General features: G+C 65.3%; 21 protein-coding genes. 6 read left to right on the top strand and 15 right to left on the bottom strand.

The features are described from left to right. Positions 1-95: 95 nt before the first annotated feature. The gene (gene trmD / locus HUN39_RS07380) at positions 96-803 is read left to right on the top strand and encodes a tRNA (guanosine(37)-N1)-methyltransferase TrmD (RefSeq protein WP_175093827.1); all 708 of its coding nucleotides are present in this window, start codon (positions 96-98) and stop codon (positions 801-803) included. A 110-nt stretch (positions 804-913) separates the two neighbouring features. Continuing rightward, a complete protein-coding gene (locus tag HUN39_RS07375) occupies positions 914-1,453 on the top strand; it encodes a Dps family protein (protein ID WP_175093826.1) in 540 nt (179 codons plus the stop codon). 25 nt (positions 1,454-1,478) lie between these two features. On the opposite strand, the gene HUN39_RS07370 is transcribed toward HUN39_RS07375, so the two are convergent. The 12 genes from HUN39_RS07370 to HUN39_RS19625 all read right to left on the bottom strand — a co-directional run bounded on the left by HUN39_RS07370 (position 1,479) and on the right by HUN39_RS19625 (position 14,017). Continuing rightward, complete coding sequence (locus tag HUN39_RS07370; RefSeq protein WP_014891576.1) at positions 1,479-2,360, bottom strand: 3-hydroxybutyryl-CoA dehydrogenase; 882 nt, start codon at positions 2,358-2,360, stop codon at positions 1,479-1,481. 202 nt (positions 2,361-2,562) lie between these two features. Next, positions 2,563-3,507 carry an electron transfer flavoprotein subunit alpha/FixB family protein gene (locus tag HUN39_RS07365; RefSeq protein WP_175093825.1) on the bottom strand — a complete coding sequence of 315 codons (945 nt, stop codon included), beginning with the start codon at positions 3,505-3,507 and terminating at the stop codon, positions 2,563-2,565. Positions 3,508-3,509: 2 nt separating this feature from the next. Further along, on the bottom strand, positions 3,510-4,256 hold the full coding sequence (locus HUN39_RS07360) for an electron transfer flavoprotein subunit beta/FixA family protein (RefSeq protein WP_175093824.1): 747 nt from the start codon (positions 4,254-4,256) through the stop codon (positions 3,510-3,512). 144 nt (positions 4,257-4,400) lie between these two features. Then, positions 4,401-5,219, bottom strand: a complete 819-nt coding sequence (locus HUN39_RS07355; RefSeq protein ID WP_175093823.1) for a rhomboid family intramembrane serine protease — start codon at positions 5,217-5,219, stop codon at positions 4,401-4,403. A gap of 54 nt (positions 5,220-5,273) precedes the next feature. Next, on the bottom strand, positions 5,274-6,701 hold the full coding sequence (locus HUN39_RS07350) for a lipopolysaccharide biosynthesis protein (RefSeq protein ID WP_175093822.1): 1,428 nt from the start codon (positions 6,699-6,701) through the stop codon (positions 5,274-5,276). Between the two features lie 232 nt (positions 6,702-6,933). Then, positions 6,934-10,038, bottom strand: coding sequence for an isoleucine--tRNA ligase (gene ileS, locus HUN39_RS07345; RefSeq protein ID WP_175093821.1), 3,105 nt, complete (start codon positions 10,036-10,038; stop codon positions 6,934-6,936). 329 nt (positions 10,039-10,367) lie between these two features. Next, on the bottom strand, positions 10,368-10,640 hold the full coding sequence (locus HUN39_RS07340) for a hypothetical protein (RefSeq protein ID WP_175093820.1): 273 nt from the start codon (positions 10,638-10,640) through the stop codon (positions 10,368-10,370). 64 nt (positions 10,641-10,704) lie between these two features. Then, positions 10,705-11,676 (bottom strand): bifunctional riboflavin kinase/FAD synthetase, encoded by a 972-nt coding sequence (locus HUN39_RS07335; RefSeq protein ID WP_175093819.1) that lies wholly within the window; start codon positions 11,674-11,676, stop codon positions 10,705-10,707. A gap of 17 nt (positions 11,677-11,693) precedes the next feature. Then, positions 11,694-12,179, bottom strand: coding sequence for a MaoC family dehydratase (locus HUN39_RS07330; RefSeq protein WP_175093818.1), 486 nt, complete (start codon positions 12,177-12,179; stop codon positions 11,694-11,696). 61 nt (positions 12,180-12,240) lie between these two features. Next, entirely contained in the window at positions 12,241-13,149 is a 909-nt protein-coding gene (locus HUN39_RS07325; protein WP_175093817.1) for a TIGR01459 family HAD-type hydrolase, read from the bottom strand. After that, positions 13,146-13,790 carry a carbonic anhydrase gene (locus tag HUN39_RS07320; RefSeq protein WP_408631396.1) on the bottom strand — a complete coding sequence of 215 codons (645 nt, stop codon included), beginning with the start codon at positions 13,788-13,790 and terminating at the stop codon, positions 13,146-13,148. Before HUN39_RS07320 ends, HUN39_RS07325 begins: the two co-directional genes overlap by 4 nt. Further along, the gene (locus HUN39_RS19625) at positions 13,715-14,017 is read right to left on the bottom strand and encodes a pentapeptide repeat-containing protein (protein ID WP_408631395.1); all 303 of its coding nucleotides are present in this window, start codon (positions 14,015-14,017) and stop codon (positions 13,715-13,717) included. The genes HUN39_RS07320 and HUN39_RS19625 overlap by 76 nt, the downstream gene beginning before the upstream one ends. A 93-nt stretch (positions 14,018-14,110) precedes the next feature. Here HUN39_RS19625 and HUN39_RS07315 point away from each other — a divergent pair, with 93 nt between their 5' ends. From HUN39_RS07315 to HUN39_RS07305, 3 genes are all read left to right on the top strand, one after another. Beyond that, entirely contained in the window at positions 14,111-14,980 is an 870-nt protein-coding gene (locus HUN39_RS07315) for an HpcH/HpaI aldolase/citrate lyase family protein (protein ID WP_175093815.1), read from the top strand. A gap of 66 nt (positions 14,981-15,046) precedes the next feature. Then, positions 15,047-16,393: a COG4223 family protein gene (locus HUN39_RS07310; protein WP_175093814.1), complete on the top strand. Its 1,347-nt coding sequence runs from the start codon at positions 15,047-15,049 to the stop codon at positions 16,391-16,393. Positions 16,394-16,408: 15 nt separating this feature from the next. Continuing rightward, positions 16,409-17,812 (top strand): heme biosynthesis protein HemY, encoded by a 1,404-nt coding sequence (locus HUN39_RS07305; protein ID WP_175093813.1) that lies wholly within the window; start codon positions 16,409-16,411, stop codon positions 17,810-17,812. Here HUN39_RS07305 and HUN39_RS07300 read toward each other — a convergent pair. The 3 genes from HUN39_RS07300 to HUN39_RS07290 are packed head-to-tail and all read right to left on the bottom strand — an operon-like array spanning position 17,809 to position 20,173. Continuing rightward, a complete protein-coding gene (locus HUN39_RS07300; RefSeq protein WP_175093812.1) occupies positions 17,809-18,357 on the bottom strand; it encodes a Smr/MutS family protein in 549 nt (182 codons plus the stop codon). The two genes, HUN39_RS07305 and HUN39_RS07300, sit on opposite strands and share 4 nt — an antisense overlap. Next, positions 18,354-19,469: a murein transglycosylase A gene (mltA, locus tag HUN39_RS07295; protein WP_175093811.1), complete on the bottom strand. Its 1,116-nt coding sequence runs from the start codon at positions 19,467-19,469 to the stop codon at positions 18,354-18,356. Before mltA ends, HUN39_RS07300 begins: the two co-directional genes overlap by 4 nt. 2 nt (positions 19,470-19,471) lie before the next feature. Continuing rightward, positions 19,472-20,173 carry a Tim44/TimA family putative adaptor protein gene (locus tag HUN39_RS07290; RefSeq protein ID WP_175093810.1) on the bottom strand — a complete coding sequence of 234 codons (702 nt, stop codon included), beginning with the start codon at positions 20,171-20,173 and terminating at the stop codon, positions 19,472-19,474. Between the two features lie 115 nt (positions 20,174-20,288). Between HUN39_RS07290 and HUN39_RS07285 the strand changes: the two genes are divergently transcribed. Next, positions 20,289-20,732, top strand: coding sequence for an FxsA family protein (locus HUN39_RS07285; protein WP_175093809.1), 444 nt, complete (start codon positions 20,289-20,291; stop codon positions 20,730-20,732). Positions 20,733-20,798: the final 66 nt, after the last annotated feature.

The raw sequence follows: 20,798 nt of genomic DNA, 5'->3' as shown, positions 1-20,798 counted from the left end.
AGCCGTCGCAATGCTGCGACACTATGGCCGAGGCTTGATCTCAGCAAGAATGAAACTGCTTCTCGCCTCCGCGCAGGCCATGCCATAACCGGTCCATGTTCCGCGCAACGGTCCTCACCCTCTTTCCCGAAATGTTTCCCGGTCCCCTGGGCCTGTCGCTCGCCGGCGACGCGCTTTCGCGCGGCGTCTGGGCGCTCGAGCCGCGGCAGATCCGCGAGCATGGGCTCGGCCGCCATCGCGCCGTCGACGACACGCCGGCCGGCGGCGGCCCCGGCATGGTGATGCGCGCCGACGTGCTGGCGGCGGCGATCGACGCCGCCGCGCCAAAGGACGATCCCCGACCGCGCCTGCTGATGAGTCCGCGCGGCGCGCCGCTGACGCAGGCGCGCGCGCGCGCCCTCGCCCAAGGCCCCGGCGCGATCATTCTTTGCGCGCGGTTCGAAGGCGTCGACGAGCGCATCATCGACGCCCGCGGGCTCGAAGAAATGTCGATCGGCGATTTCGTGCTTTCTGGCGGCGAGATCGCGGCGCTGGCGCTCATCGACGCCTGCGTGCGGCTCATTCCCGGCGTGATGGGCGAGGAAGCGTCAGGCGTCGAGGAAAGTTTTGAGGCCGGCCTCCTCGAATATCCGCATTACACGCGGCCACGCGATTTCGAGGGACGCGACATCCCCGAGGTGCTGCTCTCCGGCGATCACGCCAGGATCGCCAAATGGCGCCATGAACAGGCGCTGGCGCTCACCTGCGCCCGACGCCCTGACCTCTTGGCGCCCCAGATAGGCGATGCCGTGCGACGCCGCTGACTCTCGGCGCGCTGCTCTATTTTTCATCTGGTCCGCCAAGGCGCGCGATCTAGCTATTGAGCAGCTCACCCGAGCTTGAGCCTGAAGCGAGGGCGCAAGGAGGTCCGCACATGCAGAAAACAAAAACGCCGATGAATCCCGACACAGAACGTTCGGCGCTGGATACGCCGACCGATCTTGAAAAGCAGTCGACGATGAAGATCGCCGCGGAAATCAACAAGCTCGTCGCCGACGCTCTGGCGCTTTATCTCAAGACCAAGAATTTCCATTGGCACATGAGCGGCCCGCATTTCCGCGACTACCATTTGCTGCTCGACGAGCAGGCGACACAGATCTACGCGACCGTCGACCCGTTGGCCGAACGGGTGCGCAAGCTTGGGCAACCGACGCTGCGCTCGATCGGGCAGATCGCGAAATTATCGCGCATCAAGGACAATAATGAGGAATTCGTTTCGCCTTTCGGCATGCTTTCCGAACTGCTGGAAGACAATAAGGCGATGGCCGAGTCCATGCGCAACGCGCATAAGGTCTGCGACGACAACGAAGACATCGCGACGGCGAGCCTTCTGGAAACTTTTCTCGATGAGACCGAGAAGCGAACCTGGTTCCTGTTCGAGGCGGCGCGCGGCGCCGGCCCCGGCGGCCACTGAGCGCGGACGCGCCTCTCTCGAGACGCTAGCGCGTCGGAACGGGCGTGCCGCTGCGATAATCATAGAAGCCGCGCTGGGTCTTTTTGCCAAGCCAGCCGGCTTCGACATATTTCACCAGCAGCGGGCAGGGGCGGTATTTCGAATCCGCCAGGCCCTCATGCAGCACCTGCATGACCGAAAGACAGGTGTCGAGGCCGATAAAATCGGCGAGCTGCAGCGGACCCATCGGGTGGTTGGCGCCGAGCTTCATCGCCGTGTCGATGGCGTCGACCGAGCCCACGCCTTCGTAGAGCGTGTAGATCGCCTCATTGATCATCGGCAGAAGAATGCGGTTGACGATGAAAGCTGGGAAGTCCTCCGAAACGCTGATCGTCTTGCCGAGCTTGGCGACAAACGCCTTCGTCTCCTCGAACGTGACGTCATCGGTCGCGATGCCGCGAATGAGTTCGACAAGCTGCATGCGCGGCACCGGATTCATGAAATGAATGCCGATGAAGCGCTCCGGCCGACCGGTGACCGCGGCAAGGCGCGTGATCGAAATCGATGACGTATTGGAGCTGATGATCGCGCCGGGCTTTGCGAACTGCGCGAGCTCGGTCAGAATCTTTCGCTTGACGTCTTCGACCTCGGTCGCCGCCTCGATCAATATGTCGGCGTCGCCAAAGTCCGCCATTGTTGGCGCGCCGGATATGCGCTCCAGCGCCGGTTCGACCGCCGCGGCGTCGATCTGGCCGCGCTCCACAGCGCGGCGCATCTGCGCGGCGACATCGGCGATGCCGGCGTCGATACGCTCCTGCGAAATGTCGTTCAGGGCGACGTCATAGCCGGCAAGCGCGCAGACATGGGCGATCCCCTTCCCCATCTGGCCCGCGCCGATGACGCCGATCTTGCGAATTTCGAAGCCCATTTTTTACCACCGTCAGCCAAGCTCGCGCCGGATAGCAAGCGGCCCGCCCGCGCTGAGTGCGTGCCGCAGTGCAATATAACTTGCGATCCTTCGCAAAGAAAACAAAGAAAAGAAACTGCGGAGCCCCGAGCGCCGACGCTCCGCCAAACTCACAGCCGCCGCGCCGGACCAAGTGGACCGAAGCGACGGCCGTTTTTCGCGGTCAGCGGCCGATCTTCGCCAGCTCGGCCTCGAGTTCCGGCAGGGCGGTGAAGAGGTCGGCGACGAGGCCATAGTCGGCGACCTGGAAAATGGGCGCCTCCTCGTCCTTGTTGATCGCCACGATCACCTTCGAATCCTTCATGCCGGCGAGATGCTGGATCGCCCCCGAAATCCCGGCGGCGATGTAGAGATCGGGCGCCACCGCCTTTCCAGTCTGGCCGACCTGCAGGTCGTTTGGCGCATAGCCGGCGTCGACCGCGGCGCGAGACGCCCCGATCGCGGCGTTAAGCCGCGTCGCGACCGGATCCAGCACCTTCTGGAAATTCTCCGCCGACCCGAGCGCGCGCCCGCCGGAGAGAATGATCCGCGCCGAGGTGAGTTCGGGCCGCTCGGACTTCGCCAGCTCTTCGCTCTTGAAGGCGGAAACGCCGGGATCGGCGGGCGCCGCAATCGCCTCGACGGGCGCCGAGCCGCCTTCCGGCGCCGCCGCGAAGGCGGTGGTGCGCACGGTGATCACTTTCTTTGCGTCCTTCGCACGTACCGTCTGGATGGCGTTGCCGGCGTAGATCGGCCGCTCAAAAGTGTCGGCCGACACGACCTTGATGATGTCCGAGACCTGCATCACGTCGAGCAGCGCCGCGACGCGCGGCAGCACGTTCTTCGTCGCCGAGGTCGACGGCGCGATAATGACGTCATAAGCGTCGGCGAGCGTGACGATCAGCGCGGCGACCGTCTCGGCCAGAACATGATCGAGCGACGCGTCTTCGGCGACGAGAACTTTCTCGACGCCGGCGAGCTTCGCCGCCTGCTCGGCCGCGCCCTTCAGTCCAGGCCCGACGATGAGGACATGAACGGGGCCGCCGATCTCCTTGGCGGCGGTGAGCGCCTTGGCGGTCGCCGGGGCGATCGCGTCGCCGGCGGTTTCGGCAAGAAGCAGAATCGTCATCTTTAAAGCACTCCCGCTTCCTTGAGCTTGCCGACGAGTTCGACGACCGAGCCGACCTTGACGCCCGCCTTGCGTTTCGCAGGCTCGGAGGTTTTCAACACTTCGAGGCGCGGCGAAATGTCGACGCCGTAATCGGCGGGCGACTTCACGACGACTTCTTTCTTTTTTGCCTTGATGATGTTGGGCAGCGAGGCGTAGCGCGGCTCGTTAAGGCGCAAATCCGTAGTGACGACAGCCGGCAGCTTCAGGCTGACGGTCTGCAGCCCGCCGTCGATCTCGCGGGTCACGTCGACGGCGCCCTCAGTCATCTCGACTTTCGACGCGAAGGCGCCCTGGCCCCAGCCGAGCAGCGCCGCGAGCATCTGGCCCGTCTGATTGCAATCGTCATCGATCGCCTGCTTGCCCATGATGACGAGCTGCGGCTGTTCCTCGGCGACGATCTTGGCGAGGATCTTGGCGATGGCGAGCGGCTCGACGGTCTCGTCGGTCTTGACCAGAATGCCCCGGTCGGCGCCCATGGCGAGGCCGGTGCGCAAGGTCTCGTCGGCCTTGGCCGGACCGATCGTGACCACAATGACTTCCGTCGCCTTGCCGGCCTCCTTGAGCCGCAGCGCCTCTTCGACGGCGATCTCGTCGAAGGGGTTCATCGACATTTTCACATTGGCGAGATCGACGCCCGAACCGTCCGCCTTCACCCTGATCTTGACGTTGTAATCGACGACCCGTTTGACGGGCACGAGAATCTTCATCGCGCGACCCCTTGGTCCTTCTGACCCTTTGGCGAGACGGTGTCGGAGCGCCGCTTGCGCGCGCGCCACTCTGGCTAAAGCCGTCGCGCGGTCTGGTAGCGGGGGCGCGCGCGCAAGTCAAACAAGGCGACCGCGGCTGCCCGACTAGGGCGCGTCGTCGCCGGCGTCCGGCGCGCGCGGCGCGGGGGCGAGCGCGCCGCCGCGGTCAAATAGCCTGTGCCGGCGGCGCTTGAAGATCGGCGTCAGCACCAGACCTGCAGCGATGCCGCCGACATGGGCCATCCAGGCGACCGCGCCGCCCTCGCCCATAGACGCGTTGATGAGCTGCATCAAAATCCAGGCGCCGACGAAAAGCCAACCGGAGGCGACAAAAGAGAACAGCGGCGCCCGCAGCCCCAGAATCGCCCTCGGCCGCGCCCCGGAGAGCCAGGCGCCGAGATAAATCGGCGCGAGCGCCAGCGAGAGCGGCGGAAAGATTCCCGCGACCGTCGCGCGCGGATGGAGCAGCAGAAAGGCCGCGCAGACGCCGGAGATCGCGCCCGACGCGCCGACGAGCGGCAAGATCGAATGCGGCGTGGCGTAGATGTAGAACACGCCGGAGGCGACGCCGCAGGAAAGATAAAACAGCAGATAGTGCAGCGACCCCATGGCGTCTTCGACATTGTCGCCAAAGACGTAAAGGAACAACATGTTCGAGCCGAGATGCACCACCGACGAATGAAAGAACAGCGCCGTGACAAGCGTCAGCGCCGCCGGCGGTCCAACGATCCAGTCGGCGAGCTGGGCCTCGCCGAAGAGCACGCGCGGGATGATCGCGAAGCCGCGCACGACGGTCAGCGGATCGCCGAAAATCTCGCTCTGCACCACCAAGAATATTACGACGTTGAGCGCAATCAGCGTCCAATTCACGATCGGCCGCCGCAAATAGCGCAGCGGCGCGTCGTCATAGATCGGCATCACCATGGCGCGCTCCTTATCAATCGCTAGCCTAACATATGGCGACGCCGACGGGCCGCGTCACGACCGGGCGAACCGCCGATCGAGCCACGTCGTCGCGAGCACGCCCAGACCGGAGATGTCGAACGCGACGGTCAGCAGCCCGTAGACGGCCGCTCCGGCCAGGACCTGAACGATGAGCGCGAGAATGCCCGGACTCATCTCGCGCAAAGGCGTGAGCGCGAGCGACATTGCGCCCGTCGCCACAAGCGCAGCGAACATGTCCCAGAACGACGGCCAGACCGGCTGCGTGCGCAGCGCGAAATAGACCGTCGCCACAAGCGCCGCGATGTAGGCGCCGGCTTGCGCGATCGCGAGATTGGAAGCGTCCTCGCCCCAGGGCAGGATCAAGAGCAGCGCCAGGCCGAAGGCGACCGCGGCAAGCGCCGCGACCATCAATGGCGCCGTCTTCTTTTCGATCTGAAAGACGGGATTGACGCCGAACAGAATGACGCCCATCGCGAAAAGTCCCGGAAGCAGCAGGCCGAGGTAATGGCCGAAGGGACCGCGATATTGCGCCGGCACGATGAGCGCTTCGATCGAGGGCATGACGAACCAGAGGCCGGCGCACGCCGGCAGCAAAAAGGCGACGACGATGCCCATGTTGCGCGCGACCTGCTGCTTGGCGCGGTCGACGCCATGGCGTTCATGCGCGGCGACGGCGATCTGAAACAAGAGCACGTCGAGCGCCGAACCGAGCGCCTGCACCGCACGCACGCCAAGATCATACGCCAGCGCGAACTGGCCGGTTTCGGCGAAACCGAAGACGCTTGCCACGATGGAGCGCGCCACAAGCGGCATCGCCTGATAGAGAAGATGCGCGGTCACGATCGGCGCGCTATAGGCCGCAAGCGCACGCGCATTCTGACTCGAGGCGGCGCGAATGTCGGCGCCGGGATCGAGCAGCGCGCGACGTCCGAGAATGACCGTGCCGAACAGGCTCGCGACGCCGCCAGCGAGCGCCACCGCAGCCGAGTGAAAAATAAAGGCGCCGCCGCCAATCAGAACAAGCGACAGCGCATTCTTGGCAAGCATGAGGCGCACATAGGCGCGGTCATGAAAGCGCGCGCGCACAAGCGCGGTGCAATAGTCGAAAAGCCCGTTGGCGACCGACGTCAGCAGCGCAAGCAGGATGAGATTGGTCTCGAAGTCGAGCGGCGGCCCGGCAAGCGCATAAATGCCTGTGGCCAATGCGAGGAAGAGCGTGACGGCGATAAAGGCCGCGTCGAGCGTCGAGCGCACCACCGGCTCTTTGTCGCGCGTGCGCTTTGAGTAAAAGCGCGTCGCCGAAAGACGCAGCCAATCATAAAGCGCCGTCTGCACGACCACCGCGATGGAGAAGGCGAGCGCGAAGCGGCCATATTCTTCGGGGCCGAGAAATTTCGCCACCGTGAGGCCGATGACGAAATTCACGATCGTATTGGCGAGAAATGCGAGAAGGACGTTCACTTAAGCGTATTCCCCTCCCCAATCCTCCCCCGCTGCGCGGGACAGGGAGTCAGGCTCGGGTCGCGACAAGGAACGCGCGCGCCGCCGATCGCTTGCGTCCCCTCCCCCATCCGAAGTCGGCTGTCGCCAACTTCGGAGTCGATGCGAAAATCGGGAAGACCCGATTTGCGAGAGCGGGAGAAGAACAGGAAGGGGGCGACGGGTCGGCGCAATGTCTCTCTTACCAGAATCACTATGCGCTCCAGCGGCCGACCGCGACAAGCTCGCGCAACGCCTGTGCGTCGCGCGGCGTCACGTCGGGATAATCCGGGTCAGCCGTCGTGAGATCGAAATATTTCCACGAGCGGGCGCATTTGACGCCCGGCGCGCGTTGCGTAACCACTGCGACGCCCGGCGCTTCCGGCAGGCGGAACGCCTCCGGCGGGCCTTCTCCCGGCGTAACGCGAATGTCGGACGCGATGCAGATTTCAGCGAGATCGACGCCCTCCAACGCCGCGCGCAACGACTCGTCCGCGATGTAGACGATCGGCGCCGCCTCTAACGAAGAGCCGATGCGCTTTTGCGCGCGCTCGATTTCGAGCGCGCCGGTGACGACCGAGCGGATCTTGCGAATCTTCTCCCATTTGGCTGCAAGCGCGTCGTCGCGCCATGCCTCGGGAATGGTTGGAAAATGCTCGAGATGCACGGACTGCGCGTTCGGAAAGCGGGAAAGCCACGCCTCCTCGGCGGTGAAGACGAGAATCGGCGCGAGCCATGTCGTGACGCTGCGGAAGATGCGATCGATGGTCGCGAGCGCCGCCTTGCGTTTGACGCTCGAGGGCGGATCGCAATAGAGCGCGTCCTTGCGCACGTCGAAGTAAAAAGCCGACAGCTCGCTCGTCATGAAATGGGTGAGCAGCGCAACGACGCGCTTGTAGTCATATGCCGCATAGGACGCGCGGATCGACTCGTCGAGCTGATGCAAACGATGCAGCATGAGACGTTCGAGCTCTCCCGCCTCGCGCATCGCCGCATCGTCATTGGGGTGATAATGCGCCAGCGCGCCGATCATCCAGCGGGTCGTGTTGCGCAGCTTGCGATAAAGCTCGACGAAGGTCTTGAGGATTTCGGGTCCGACGCGCAGATCGTCGGCATAATCCGACGCCGCGACCCAGAGGCGCATGATGTCGGCGCCGGAATCGGCGATGATTTTTTGCGGCGCGACGACATTGCCGAGCGACTTCGACATTTTGCGCCCCCGCTCGTCGAGCACGAAGCCATGCGTCAGCACCGCGTCGTAGGGCGCGCGGCCGCGCGTGCCGCAGCTTTCGAGTAGCGAGGAATGAAACCAGCCGCGATGCTGATCGGAGCCCTCAAGATACATGATCTCGTCATCGCCGCCGTCGCGCTTGCGGCGGATGCCGGCGAGCATCGGAAAATGCTGCGCGTCTTCGAGCGTGAAGGCGTGGGTCGAGCCTGAATCGAACCAGACGTCGAGAACGTCGGAGATTTTCTCGTAATCCTCCGCCTTATAGTCGGGCGAAAGAAAACGCTCGGCGGCCTTCGCTTCATACCAGGCGTCGGCGCCTTCCTTTTCGAACGCCTCGATGATGCGGGCGTTGACGCGCGCGTCGACAAGCGGCTCATGCGTCCCCTTCCTGACGAAGACCACGATCGGCACGCCCCAGGCGCGCTGGCGCGACACGACCCAATCGGGACGATTCTGAATCATCCCCCGGATACGGTTCTCTCCAGCCGCCGGAGTCCATGTCGTGCGGGCGATCTCTTCGAGCGCAATCTCGCGGAGCGTGGAGGCGTTGCCGGTCGCGCGCCTCACCTCCCCCTTGAGGGGGGAGGTCGCGTCGCGCAGCGACGCGGGTGGGGGTGACGATTCCGATCCCGCGCTGTGTTCACCCCACCCCGCGCCTTCGGCGCGACCCTCCCCCTCAAGGGGAGGGTGGGAGAGCGGTTTATCCATCGCGATGAACCATTGCGGCGTGTTGCGGAAAATCACCGGCTTCTTCGAGCGCCATGAATGCGGATATTGATGTTTCAATTTTCCGCGCGCGATGAGATTGCCGGCCTGAACCAGCGCCGCGATCACAGCTTCGTTGGCGTCGCCCTTCTCGCCCTTGTCGGTGATGACGCGCTTGCCTTCAAAGCCCGGCGCGTCCTTCGTGTAGAAGCCGTCCTCGTCGACCGTATAGGGAATGCGCGAATCGATGCCGCGCGCCTGCAACGCGCGCGCGTTCGCCATCCAGATGTCGAAGTCCTCGCGGCCGTGGCCCGGCGCGGTATGCACGAAGCCCGTGCCAGTGTCGTCGGTGACATGTTCGCCATCAAACAGCGGCACGTCGAAATCATAGCCAAGATGCGCCAGCGGATGCGCGCAAATCAGTTCGGCGAGCATCGCGGCGCGCACGTCGTGCAAACGCTCGTAGCCATCGACCTTCGCCGCCTTGAACGCCTCGCTCGCAAGCTTGTCGGCGATGACGAAGGTTGCGCCCGGAAGCGCCCAGTTGCCTGCGGGCGCATGGGTGACGTGATAGAGGCCGTAGTCGATCTTCGAGGAGAAGGAGATCGCGCGATTGCCGGGAAGCGTCCAGGGCGTCGTCGTCCAGATGATGATGCGCGCGTCGCTCAGTTCGCCCTCGGCGCCCCTCGGGATCGGAAACGCCACCCAGACCTGATCGCTGGTATAATCCTCATATTCGACTTCGGCTTCGGCGAGCGCGGTCTTTTCGACGACGCTCCACATCACCGGCTTCGAGCCGCGATAGAGCAGGCCATTCGCGGCGAATTTCATGATCTCGCGCGCGATCGTCGCTTCCGCCGGAAAAGCCATCGTCGAATAGGGATGGCCCCAATCGCCGGCGACCCCTAAGCGCTTGAACTCCTCGCGCTGAACGCCGAGCCAATGTTCCGCATAGGCGCGGCATTCGCGCCGGAAGGCGATCATCGCGTCTGGATCAGTGAAGTCCGGCTTCTGCTTGCCCTTGGCCCGATAATTCTCCTCCTCGATCTTCCATTCGATCGGCAGGCCGTGGCAGTCCCAGCCCGGCACATAGACGCAGTCCTTGCCGGTCATGCGCTGGCTGCGCGTCACGAGATCCTTGAGGATCTTATTGAGCGCATGGCCGATATGGATATTGCCGTTGGCGTAGGGCGGGCCGTCGTGGAGCGTGAATTTCGGACGACCTTCGCCCGATTCGCGCATTTTTTGCTCCAGGCCGATGGTCTGCCAGCGCTTGAGGATTTCCGGCTCGCGCTGCGGCAGGCCGGCGCGCATCGGAAAATCCGTGACCGGCAGATAGAGGCTTTTCGAATAGTCGGGCCCTTTCGGGCTGTCGTCGTTCATCGTCGTGAAAACCGGCTGGGGCGGACGCAGGCGCCATAAGCGCCGCTATTGCGCGCTGATTAGAGGATTTCTAGGAAGAGCGCCAATCGCGCCGCACCCGGACCCTGCGCGAGCCTTAGCTCAGGAGCGCGCAGCGAAAAAGTGGAACCCGGTTTTTCGCATAGTGCGCGCTCCAAACTATTCAGATCGATCACGTCATCTGCATTTGGGCGATCGCGCCCAAATGCAGCGTGATCTCGCGCAGGGTCCGGTAATTCGAAGGGCGCTCAGGAAAGGCATCTGGTCCTTAATAGCAGCGCAGACCGAACGGGAAAAGACGGCCGGCGCCCCTAGCGGGGTCGCCTCAGCCCGAGCAGTCCGGCGAGATAAGCGAAGCCTCCCGCCACAACGGCGATGACCAGCAACACCAGAAATGCGCCGGACAACAGCGTGAACCCGATGAAGAGCAACAACAGCAGCGCCGCGGTGACCATCAGGCTCTGCCATGGCGAGAGCTTGACGACCTTGACGCGACCGGCGCCCGTCGCGACCCAGATCCGCGAGGCGTCCGTCTCCTCGCCCGGCAAGATGATTTCGACCCGTCCCTTGGGCTCTTCGTTCATAACGGCTCCCTCCTGTCGAGGACGATGTCTCCAAGCTAGATCGCGCGCAACTTATGGCAACAGATCATTCGCCCTGCGTCGCCGGGCCGCTTTCGGCCAATAGTGTTCGCGCCTCTTCGACGTCGACGCGCATTCTTTCGACGAGCGCCTCGACGCTGTCGAATTTCGCTTCGGCCCGTACGAAGCCGTAGAAGGCGACTTCCACCTCCTTGCCGTAGAGGTCGCCATCGAAATCGAAGAGGAAGACTTCAAGCAGCGGCGCGCCATTGTCAAAGGTCGGCCGGCGTCCGAAGCTGGCGACGCCCTGATGAACCTTCCCATCGACCTCGATCGTCACCGCGTAGATCCCGTGCTTGAGCCGATTGGCGGGATCGAGCGCGATATTGGCGGTGGGAAAGCCCAATTCGCGTCCGCGCTTGTCGCCGTGCCGCACGACGCCGCGAATGAAATAAGGGTGGCCGAGAAGCCGGCGGGCCAGCGCCGCGTCGCCGCGTTCGAGCGCTTCCCGCGTCGCTGTCGAGGAGACGGCCTCTAAGCTGCCCTCTTCGTCCTGGGTGATGCGGTCGACGATCTCCACGATCATCCCGAGCCGTTCGCCTTCGGCGCGCAGGAACTCCGGTCCGCCTTCGCGACCGGCGCCGAAACGAAAATCATAGCCCGCGACGACCGCCGAAAGCTGCAGGCGCTTGTGCAGGATATCTTGCGTGAAGACGCGCGCCGGGCTCTGCGCGAAGTCCTTGTCGAAGGTGAGCACGACGATCCCGTCGAGCCCGAGCCGAGCCGCCTGCGCCGCCTTTGCGTCTGGCGGCGTGAGACGAAAAATCACCGTCCGCCCCGCAAAAAAATCCGCCGGATGAGGCTCGAAAGTCAGCAGAATACAGGGGCGCGAGAGTTTCACGGCGAGCGCCTGGGCCCGAGCGATGACGCCGCGATGGCCTCTGTGCAACCCGTCGAAATTGCCGACCGCCGCGACCGCGCCTTCCAGTCCAGGCGGCGGCGCTTGAGGGTCGCGCGCAAAGATGAAGGAGGCGGACACGGCCCGGGCCGGAAGAATTAAGCCGAGGCCGGTTTTTCCTCCGCTGGCGCTGGCGTTGCGGCGCGTATCGCCTGCTCGCGGCTCGGCACCATGACGAAGGCCTCGCCGTCGAGCACGACCTTGCCGTCGACGAGACATTCGCATTTGAGTTTGGCGCGCCGGCCTTTTTCGATCAGCTCCACCACTTCGACAATGACGGTGATGACGTCGCCGATCTTCACCGGCGCGCGGAAATTCAGCGTCTGCGACAGATAGACCGCGCCGGGGCCAGGCAGATACATGCCGATGACCGTCGAAATGAGCGAGGCCGTATAAAGGCCATGCACGATGCGCTCGCCAAAGCGCGTCTTCGAGGCGAAGTGATCCGAAAGATGAATCGGATTGCGGTCGCCGGAAAGATCGGCGAAGGCGATGACGTCGTCGTCCATCACCGCCTTCATCAGCGTCTCGCGCATGCCGACGCTCAGATCCTCGAAATAGTAGATTTTGAACGGCGTCGACATGGAGCCACCGGAAAGTTGTGTTGCGGATCGTGACCGCAGATGAGGCCTGTGCAGCCCCCTTTTACCAGAAAAGCTCGCGAGCCAAAGCCTTGGGACGAGCCCCGGCGCGCGCAAAGAGCGATTCGAGCGCCGCTTCGTCGAGCGCGCCGCCGCCGGGATGCAGCTCGGCGCGATGCACGCCATGGATGATGAAGAGGCAGTCGAGCCCGGCGCGGCCCGCGCCGGAAAGGTCGGTGAAGGCGCCGTCGCCGATCGCCAGCGTGCGCGCCTTGTCGACTTCGCGGCCGCGCAAATTCTTGAGCCGCTCCAGGGCGGCTGCGTAGATCGGGGCGTGGGGCTTGCCGAAGGTCAGAACGCGGCCGCCGATCGCCGCATAGCGTTCGGCGATGGCGCCGGCGCAGTAGACGAGATCATTGCCGATGGCGACGACAATATCGGGATTGGCGCACAGCATCGTCAGGTCGCGCGCCTTCAGCGCCGCGAGCTGTTCGTCATAGTCCGAGGGCGTTTCGTTGCGCTCGTCAAAGAGGCCGGTGCAGACGATGTAATCGGCGGCTTGCGGCCCGACGCGCATGATCGGCGCGCCGAGACGCCGCGCGGCCGCCCGGAACAGACCGTCGTCGCGTGCGGGGCCCAGGTGGTAGACCGCCTGTCCGGCGCGCGCGACGATCTCGCGCAGCGCAAGCTCCCCCGCCGAGAGGAGATCGTCGAAGCAGTCGTGCGGAACGCCGAGGCCCAGGAGCTGGCGGCGCACTTCTTCGTCCGGGCGCGAGGCGTTGGTGATCAGCACGACAATCCCGCCTTGCGCGCGGAAGCGCCGCAAGGCCTCAGCGGCTTCCGGGAAGTGGCGCCGGCCGTCAATCAGCACGCCCCAGCCGTCGCACAGAATCGCGTCATATCCGTTGGCGATGTCGCGCAGGCCGGCGATGAACGGAATGCGGCCGCGGTCTGCCGAGGCGCCCGCCGTCAAAAGCGCGCCTCGGCGAATGCGGCGGCGTAGGCTCCGTCGCAGACGGGATTAAAAACCCCCGTCGATTCGTCGAGCAGCAACAATCGCCCGTCCATGATTCGAAACAAGGCGCCGTGCAGCCGCAGATGCCGGTGATGTTCGAGCACCTGGATCATGGGAAAGGAGCGCAAGTTGCGCAGCGTCTGCCTCACCGACTCGAACTCCAGGCGCTCCACATAGTCGGCGTCCTTGGGATTAGGCCGAACGCCCAGGCGATCAGCCGCGGGGCCAAGCATTTTGATCCAGTCGCCGATAAAGTCGCTGTGGCTCAGCCGCGGCGCGTCGGGATCGGCGGCGATTTCCGCATAGGCGCGCACCCCGCCACATTGCCCATGGCCGAGCACCACGAGGTCTGAAACCTTTAGCGCCATAACGGCGTATTCCAGCGCCGCGGAAGCGCCGTGATAATGATCGTCGGGCTCGTAAGGCGGCACCAGCGCCGCGACGTTGCGCAAGACGAAAAGTTCGCCGGGGCCAGCGTTGAAGATGGTCTCGGGCGCGACGCGCGAATCGCAGCAACTGATGATCATCGTCTTAGGCGTCTGGCCCCTGACCGCCAACTCTTCGAATCGGTCGTGATCGGCCAGGAAACGCCCGCGAATGAAGGACTCATAGCCCTCAATGAGCGTTTCCGGCAGACCGGTCGCGCCGAACGACTGCTCGTGATCCGCCATTTAACGTTCCCTTCGCGCGCCTTGACCAGGTCCGCCTTGACCAGGTCCACCTCGGCCAGGTTCACCTCGGCCAGGTTCACCTTGGCCAGGTTCACCTTGGCCAGGTTCACCTTGGCCAGGTTCACCTTGGCTAAGTTCACCTCGGTCAAGTTCACCTTGGCCAAGCGGATGGCGGACCCTGGGGTTATTGTGTAGATCACGCGGCGGGGTCAAGAGCAGGCCGAATCGTTACGATGCTGGAGTTTTGAATGATTTCCCGACTAAAGCGCAGCGTGCTGGCGATGCCGGGCTCGAACGCCCGAGCGCTGGAGAAGGGCAAGACGCTCGCCGCCGACGTCCTGATGTTCGAACTTGAAGACGGAGTCGCGGAATCCGCCAAGGCGACGGCGCGCGCGCAGGTCGCGGCGGCGGTGGCCGGCGGCGGCTATGGCGCGCGGCAACTCGTCGTGCGCGTCAACGCCCGCGGCTCCGAATGGTATAAGCCCGACATCGCCGCCATCGCGCCGCTCGGCCCAGACGGCATCGTTATTCCCAAGGTCAGTTCACGCGACGAGATTCTCAAGGCGGCCGCCGATCTCGTCGCCGCAGGCGCCCCGTATAAGACGCGCCTCTGGGCGATGATCGAGACGCCCCGGTCCGTCCTGGACATCGAAAAAATCGCCAGCGCCGCAGACGATCGGGCTTCGCGACTCGAGGTCTTGGTGCTTGGCCCCAACGACATCGCCAAATCGACGCGCGCGCGGCTCACGCCCGGACGGCCTGCGCTGTTGTCCTGGCTTTCGGCCGGCGTGCTTGCGGCGCGAGTTCACAACATCGAGATCATCGACGGGATTTACAACGACTTCAATGATCTCGACGGCCTTCGCCGCGAGGCGGAGCAGGGGCGCGACTTCGGCTTCGACGGGAAAATGCTCATTCATCCAGGCCAGATCGGTCCGGTGAATGAAATTTTCGCGCCGAGCGCCGAGGAGGTCGATTTCGCCCGCAGGATCATCGCCGTGTTCGACGAGCCGGAAAACGCCGATAAGGGCGTGGTGCAGATCGACGGGAAGATGGTCGAACGTCTGCATCTCGACATTGCGCGCCGCACGTTGCAGCTTGTCGAGGCGTCAGGCTGAGGGCCGCCTGTTTTGCGGGCGCCGAACGCATCAACTATAAGGATGCGGGACAGCAAGGATGAGCCAATGGTCTTGCCGAACGACGAAGAACCGAAGCGCGTCGAACCTTCGGAAGCGCCCATCGATTTTGCAGAATCGCCGTCTGAACCGCCGCCTTCGCGGGCGGTCAGACCCAAGCGGCGCTCCTTCTTCGGCCCCCTGGCGGCGATGCTGCTGCTGCTCGTGCTCGTCGCGGGCGCAGCTCTTTATGCGGCGATCGCGTTCAAGGACCGGGACGAGCGGCTGAAGATCGTCGCGGACTATGCCCAGCCTTATGTGGATCAGGCGAGCGGCGCCTTAAGCGATTTGAAGGACCGCGTCCGTTCGCTCATCGGCGAGACCGAACCGACGCAGACGACGACGATCTCGTCTGAGCCTTCGCCAAGCGATTCGCCCACGAGCGGCGCGGAAGCCCCGCCGCCCTCCGCCGCGCCGGCGAAGCCTGCTGAAACCGCGGTCGAACGGGCGCCGCTGGCGCCGTCCGCGCCGGCGCAGAACGCCGCCATTGAAGCGCAGAACGCCGCCATTGAATCGCAAAAAGCGGCGGTCGCGGCGTTGCAGGGCCGCGTCGATTCGGCCGAAGAGCTGGCGCAACGCGCCTTGCGCGTCGCCGAAGCCGCCGAGGCCGCCGCCAACGCCGCGAAGACCACCGCCGAAGCGGCGGGGAAGGCGAGCCCGGCTCCCGCCGAACAGCGCGAACCCGGGGCGCTAACCGCCAACGAGCAGGTGACCGCGCTTGAAGGCCGCATCGACGAACTCGGGAATGAGACGAAGGCGCTGCGTGAGCGCCTTGAGTCTTCGAAGGGCGAGACGCGCGCGGCGCCAGAAGCCACGGCGGCCAAAACTCCGGACGGACCGGCGGCGATCGTCGTCGTCGCCTATGCGCTTCAACGCGAGTTGGAGGCGGGCCGGCCCTATGCTCTCGAGACGAAGGCGCTGACGCGGCTCGGCGCCGATCCCGCCGCGTTGGCGGCCCTCGCGCCGTTGGCGGAAAAGGGCGCGCCGACCGCGGCGCAATTGAAGGCGGACTTCGCGCCGGCCGCCAAGCGCATTCACGCGCTTGAGAGCGGCGCATCGGGCGATCTTACAGAGCATCTGATGAAGGGCGCCAGCAAGCTCGTGCGCGTTCGTCCCTCCGGTCAAGCGCCGACGACCGAGGCTCAGACGGTGGAAGAAAAAGTCGCTCACATCGAAGCGGCGCTTGCCCATGGCGATCTCGCTCAGGCGAGCGCCGTTTTCGCGGCGCTTCCCGAAGCGGCCCAGAACGAAGCCAAAGACTTCGGCGCGACCTTGCGCGCCCGCGTCGACGCAGGACGGGCGGCCGACGATCTGCTGCATGGCGCAATCGCCGCGCTCGGCGCAACGAAAGAGTAAGCGGGATCCATCGCCATGCTGTTTCTCCTGTTCTTCATCATCGCGCTCGCCGCGGTCGCCTATGGACTCGAATGGCTGATCGAACAGCCCGGGTCGCTGACGCTGGATTTCGCCGGCTATCAGTTCGAAGCGTCGATACCGGTGGCGGTTGCAGGTCTGCTGCTGGTCATCGCCGCGACGGTCGTCCTCTGGGCGATCGCCATGGCGCTGCTGCGGCTGCCTGGCCGCTGGAGCGGCGGGTCGCGGACGAAGCGCCGGGACAAGGGATTCGACGCGCTTTCGCAGGGATTGATCGCCGTCGGCTCCGGCGACGCCGCCCGCGCCCGCAAGGCCGCGCATGTCGCCGAACGGCTGCTGCCGAGCGAGCCGCTCACACAGGTTTTGAAGGCCCAGGCGGCGCAGCTCGCCGGCGATCGGCGGGTTGCGGAAGAGACCTTCCACAAAATGACGTTGAAGCCGGAGACAAAGCTGCTCGGCTTGCGCGGGCTGCATATCGAGGCGCGCCGCCGCGAGGATACGGACGCCGCGCATCATTTCGCCAAGGAGGCGCATGACATCGCGCCAGTGCCCTGGGCGGGCGCCGCGATGCTCGAACATCTCGCCGCGCAAGGCGACTGGCAGAAGGCGCGCGAAGCGATCGAGGCCAGTCTGACCGCCAAGGCGATCGACGCGCCGACGGCGCAGAACCTCCGCGCCGTCGTCGAAACCGCCATGGCGATGGAGAAGGAGCGCGACCATCCGCATGACGCGCTGCATCTCGCACGCCAGGCGTTGAAGCGCCGGCCGGGCTTTGCGCCCGCCGCCGTCGCCGCGGCGCGGGTGCTCGTCCGCCACGGTGACCAGAAGCAGGCGCTGAAGATGATTGAAACGGTCTGGGCGACGAAACCGCATCCTGACCTCGCCGCCGCCTATCTCGAGGCGCTGTCCGGCGAATCGAATACGACGAAGCTCGCGCGGGTGGAGAGGCTCGCCCGCGCCGCCCCCAACGCGCCGGAGAGCCGGCATATCGTCGCGGAGGTCGCGCTGTCGGCGCGCGACTTCGCCAAGGCCCGCGACGCGCTCGCGCCGCTGATCGCCGCCGGCCGTCATCCGACCGCGCACACCTGTCTGATGATGGCGGAGATCGAAGACGGAGAGCAGGGACCGTCAGGTCCGGTGCGCGAATGGCTCGCCCGCGGATCCCGCGCGCCGCGCGATCCCGTCTGGATCGCCGATGGCGTCGTCTCCAAGAACTGGCTGCCGATGTCGCCGGTCACCGGCCGGCTCGACGCCTTCGAATGGAAGCCGCCGCCGGACTCCGCGCAACATCTGACCGAAGAAGGCAAGCCCAACATTCCGGCCGCCTTTTTGACGCGTCCCGCCGAACCTGTGGCGCTCCCTGCGGCCGAGGTCTCGGGTGCGGCCGGGCAGCAGGCTTAGCGCCCGCGATCGGCGCGGCGGATGCGCACATAGAGCGCGCCTTCGCCGCCGTGATGGCGCGCGGCTTCGCCAAAGCCCACCACCAAGTCGCGCAAATTGGGCGCTTCGAGCCACATCGGCACGACGCGACGCAACACGCCGCCTTCGTCCCGCGTCAGCCCCTTGCCCGTCACGATGATCGCGATTCGCGCGCCATTCGCCTGACATCTGCGCAGGAAGGCCGTTAACGAGCGCTGCGCCTCCGCCTGCCGCAGCCCGTGAAGATCGAGCTTGGCGTCGACTTCAATCCTGCCGCGCTTGATCTTCACGAAGGTGCGCGGGTCGATGTCGATCGGTCGCGGCGGAGGCTTCGGCGCCCCTGGGCGATCGCAGACCGCCGAAGGCCCCGAAGTCGCCAATGGCGCAGCGTTTTCGGCGGCCGGCGGCGGCGCGGGCCTTTTTGGGCGCGCCCGAGCAGGCCGAACGTCAGCCGTCGCCACCGTCCAGAGCTCGGCTTCGGCCTGCGACAGCCGGCGCGCATATCGGCGGGAATTCTCCTCGCTCACGGATCGTCCCCAACGTCCTTCGGCAGCATCACAATCATTTCGGCGGCGTGCCGGATGTCGCCGGCGCGCCGGCCCGCCGCTTCGCCCGCGCCGAAAAAAAGATCGGCGCGCGCAGGACCAATTATGGCAGATCCGGTGTCCTGCGCGATCATCAGTCGACGAAAGGGCGTTTCCGCCTCTCCTTGCCATGGAATTCGCGCCGCAATCCAGAACGGCAGGCCGTAGCACCAGATCGAGCGGTCGACGGCGATCGACCGGAACGGCGTCAGCGGCGCGCCCTGCCCGCCGATCGGGCCGATCCGGCGCCGCTCGGACGCATCGACCTCGAAGAACACATAGGAACGATTCTGCTGCATCAACCGGCGGCCCGCTTCGCCAGGACCGGCTCCAAGCCGGCGCAACGTCTCCTTCATCAGATCGAGCGACATCTCGGCTTTCGTCACCAAGCCGCGCTCAATCATCAGCCGGCCGACGGACGTATAGGGCCAGCCGTTGCGTCCGGCATAGGTCAGCGCCATGACGCCGCCGCCCGGTAGCCGCAGCCGCGCCGAACCCTGCACCTGGATGAGGAACAATTCGACCGGGTCGCGAACATAGGCGAGAGGATGCGCGCTCGGCGCCGCGCCTTCTTCTTCGATCGCGCGGCGATCAGGATAGGGCACGAGCGCGCCATCGGCCTGCCGTCGCGCGCTGGTCAGCGTCTCGCCGGAGGGCGGCGAGAGCGGCGATTCGTTCAAAGTGACGAGATCGCGCGGACGCGACAGGACCGGGGTCGTGAAGCCCGGCTCGGGCGACAATCTGGCGTCGACCTCCACCTCGTAATAGGCGGTCACGAATCCTTGCGTCTTGATGGCGTGAGGGCGAAACCAGTCCTGAAAGAAGCGGCCAGGATGATCGATGGCGCCGAGCGCCGCGCGAGCGGCGGCGGCGAGGGCGGGGGGAGGCGCGACGGCGCTACGTTGCTCTTGCGCCTTGGCGCCGATGATCTCGGCGGAGCGTCGGAAGGCGTCGAAAGCGGCGGCGAGATCGTCGGCCGCAAAGCCGTCGATCTCTTCAAATTCTATCTCTTGCAGCAGATCGGAAGCGGAAAACTGCGGCGCATTCCGCGACATGCTCAGTCTTCGGTTTGCGTCGCGACGAGCTTCCAATTGGGATCATTCGCCTTCGCATCGCGCGCAAAGGTCCAGCGCTCGACCACCTTCCGCGTCTGCCCGCCGTCGATCGTTTCGCCGGCCTGGTCACGCCGCACGCTCATCAGCCGAACGACGAATCGCACCGTCACCTCATTGCGGCCGCCGATGGCGCGGGCGGCGTCGACCGTCGCCGAGTCGATCGCGACCACGGCGGTCTCCATGCTTTCGCCCTGCTGCTCACGCCGGGCGATCTCCGCCGAAAACCCGTCGAAGACGTCCTGCGCCAGCAGCGGCTTCAAGGTTTCCCGGTCGCCCTTGGCGAAGGCCGTGACGATGAGTTCATAGGCGCGGCGCGCCCCGCTGACGAAGGATTTGCCGTCGAAATTGGGGTCCGACGCCGCCACGGCGTCGAGACCGCTCCAGGCGGAGGCGACGCCTTTCTCGGCCACGCCCTCCCAGCGATCGGCGCCAGTTGGGCGCGACGGCGCTTCAGCGATCGGCGCGACGCCAGGCGCCGCGGCGCCTGCCGCCGGGGCCGGACCGCGCGGCGCGAAGCGCGCCGGGGGCGGCGTATCGCGATCCACCCGCATTCCGAGCACCGAGCGCAGTTTCCAGATGACGAAAACCGCGAGCGCTGCGAAAACGATAAGGCTGGGATCGAAGAGATCGCCGGAGGCCGGCATTGGCAACTCCCGAATAAATTTGTCGTCGGCTATCATGTCGCTTCGTACATGTCACGAATCAAGGGGCGGGCGTATCGCCGCGGGCGACGAAGGACCACAAAGATCGGATGATTCGGTGAAATCTAAGCTTGTCGGCGCCGTCCTCGCAACATGGATCGTGCTCGAGATTCTGTGTTTCGCGCTCGTCGTCCGCGCTGTCGGGCTTCTCGCGGCGATTGCGCTCGCCGTCGGCGCTTCGCTGCTTGGCCTCTCCGACGTGCGGCGCCTCCTCGATTTTGTCCGCGCCGGATTGGCCGCCAAGGCGAAAGGCGAAAGCTCCGCCATGCTCGACGGGGCCATGCTTGACGGGGCGTTGCAGGCGCTCGCCTCGATCCTGCTCATTCTCCCGGGCTTCGCCTCGGATTTTGTCGGGCTGGCGCTGAAGTCCCCGTCCGTGCGGCAGAGCCTGGCGCGGCGGCTGCGGGCGCGGTCCGGCGACGCAGACCCGCGAATCATCGACCTCGACCCGCGCGAATGGCGACGCGAAGCGCGCAGAGCGCGCCGAAGCGCAGCGAAGTAGAACCGGGGGCGCGCCTTGTTCGCTTCTGACAGACGTGTTAGGCGGGCGCGAATTCTCATGACAACG

The sequence above is a fragment of the Methylocystis silviterrae genome (assembly GCF_013350005.1).
GTDB lineage: Bacteria > Pseudomonadota > Alphaproteobacteria > Rhizobiales > Beijerinckiaceae > Methylocystis > Methylocystis silviterrae.
The sequence above is the reverse complement of the archived record's forward strand: the minus strand, read 5'-3'. Positions and strand labels throughout refer to the sequence as shown.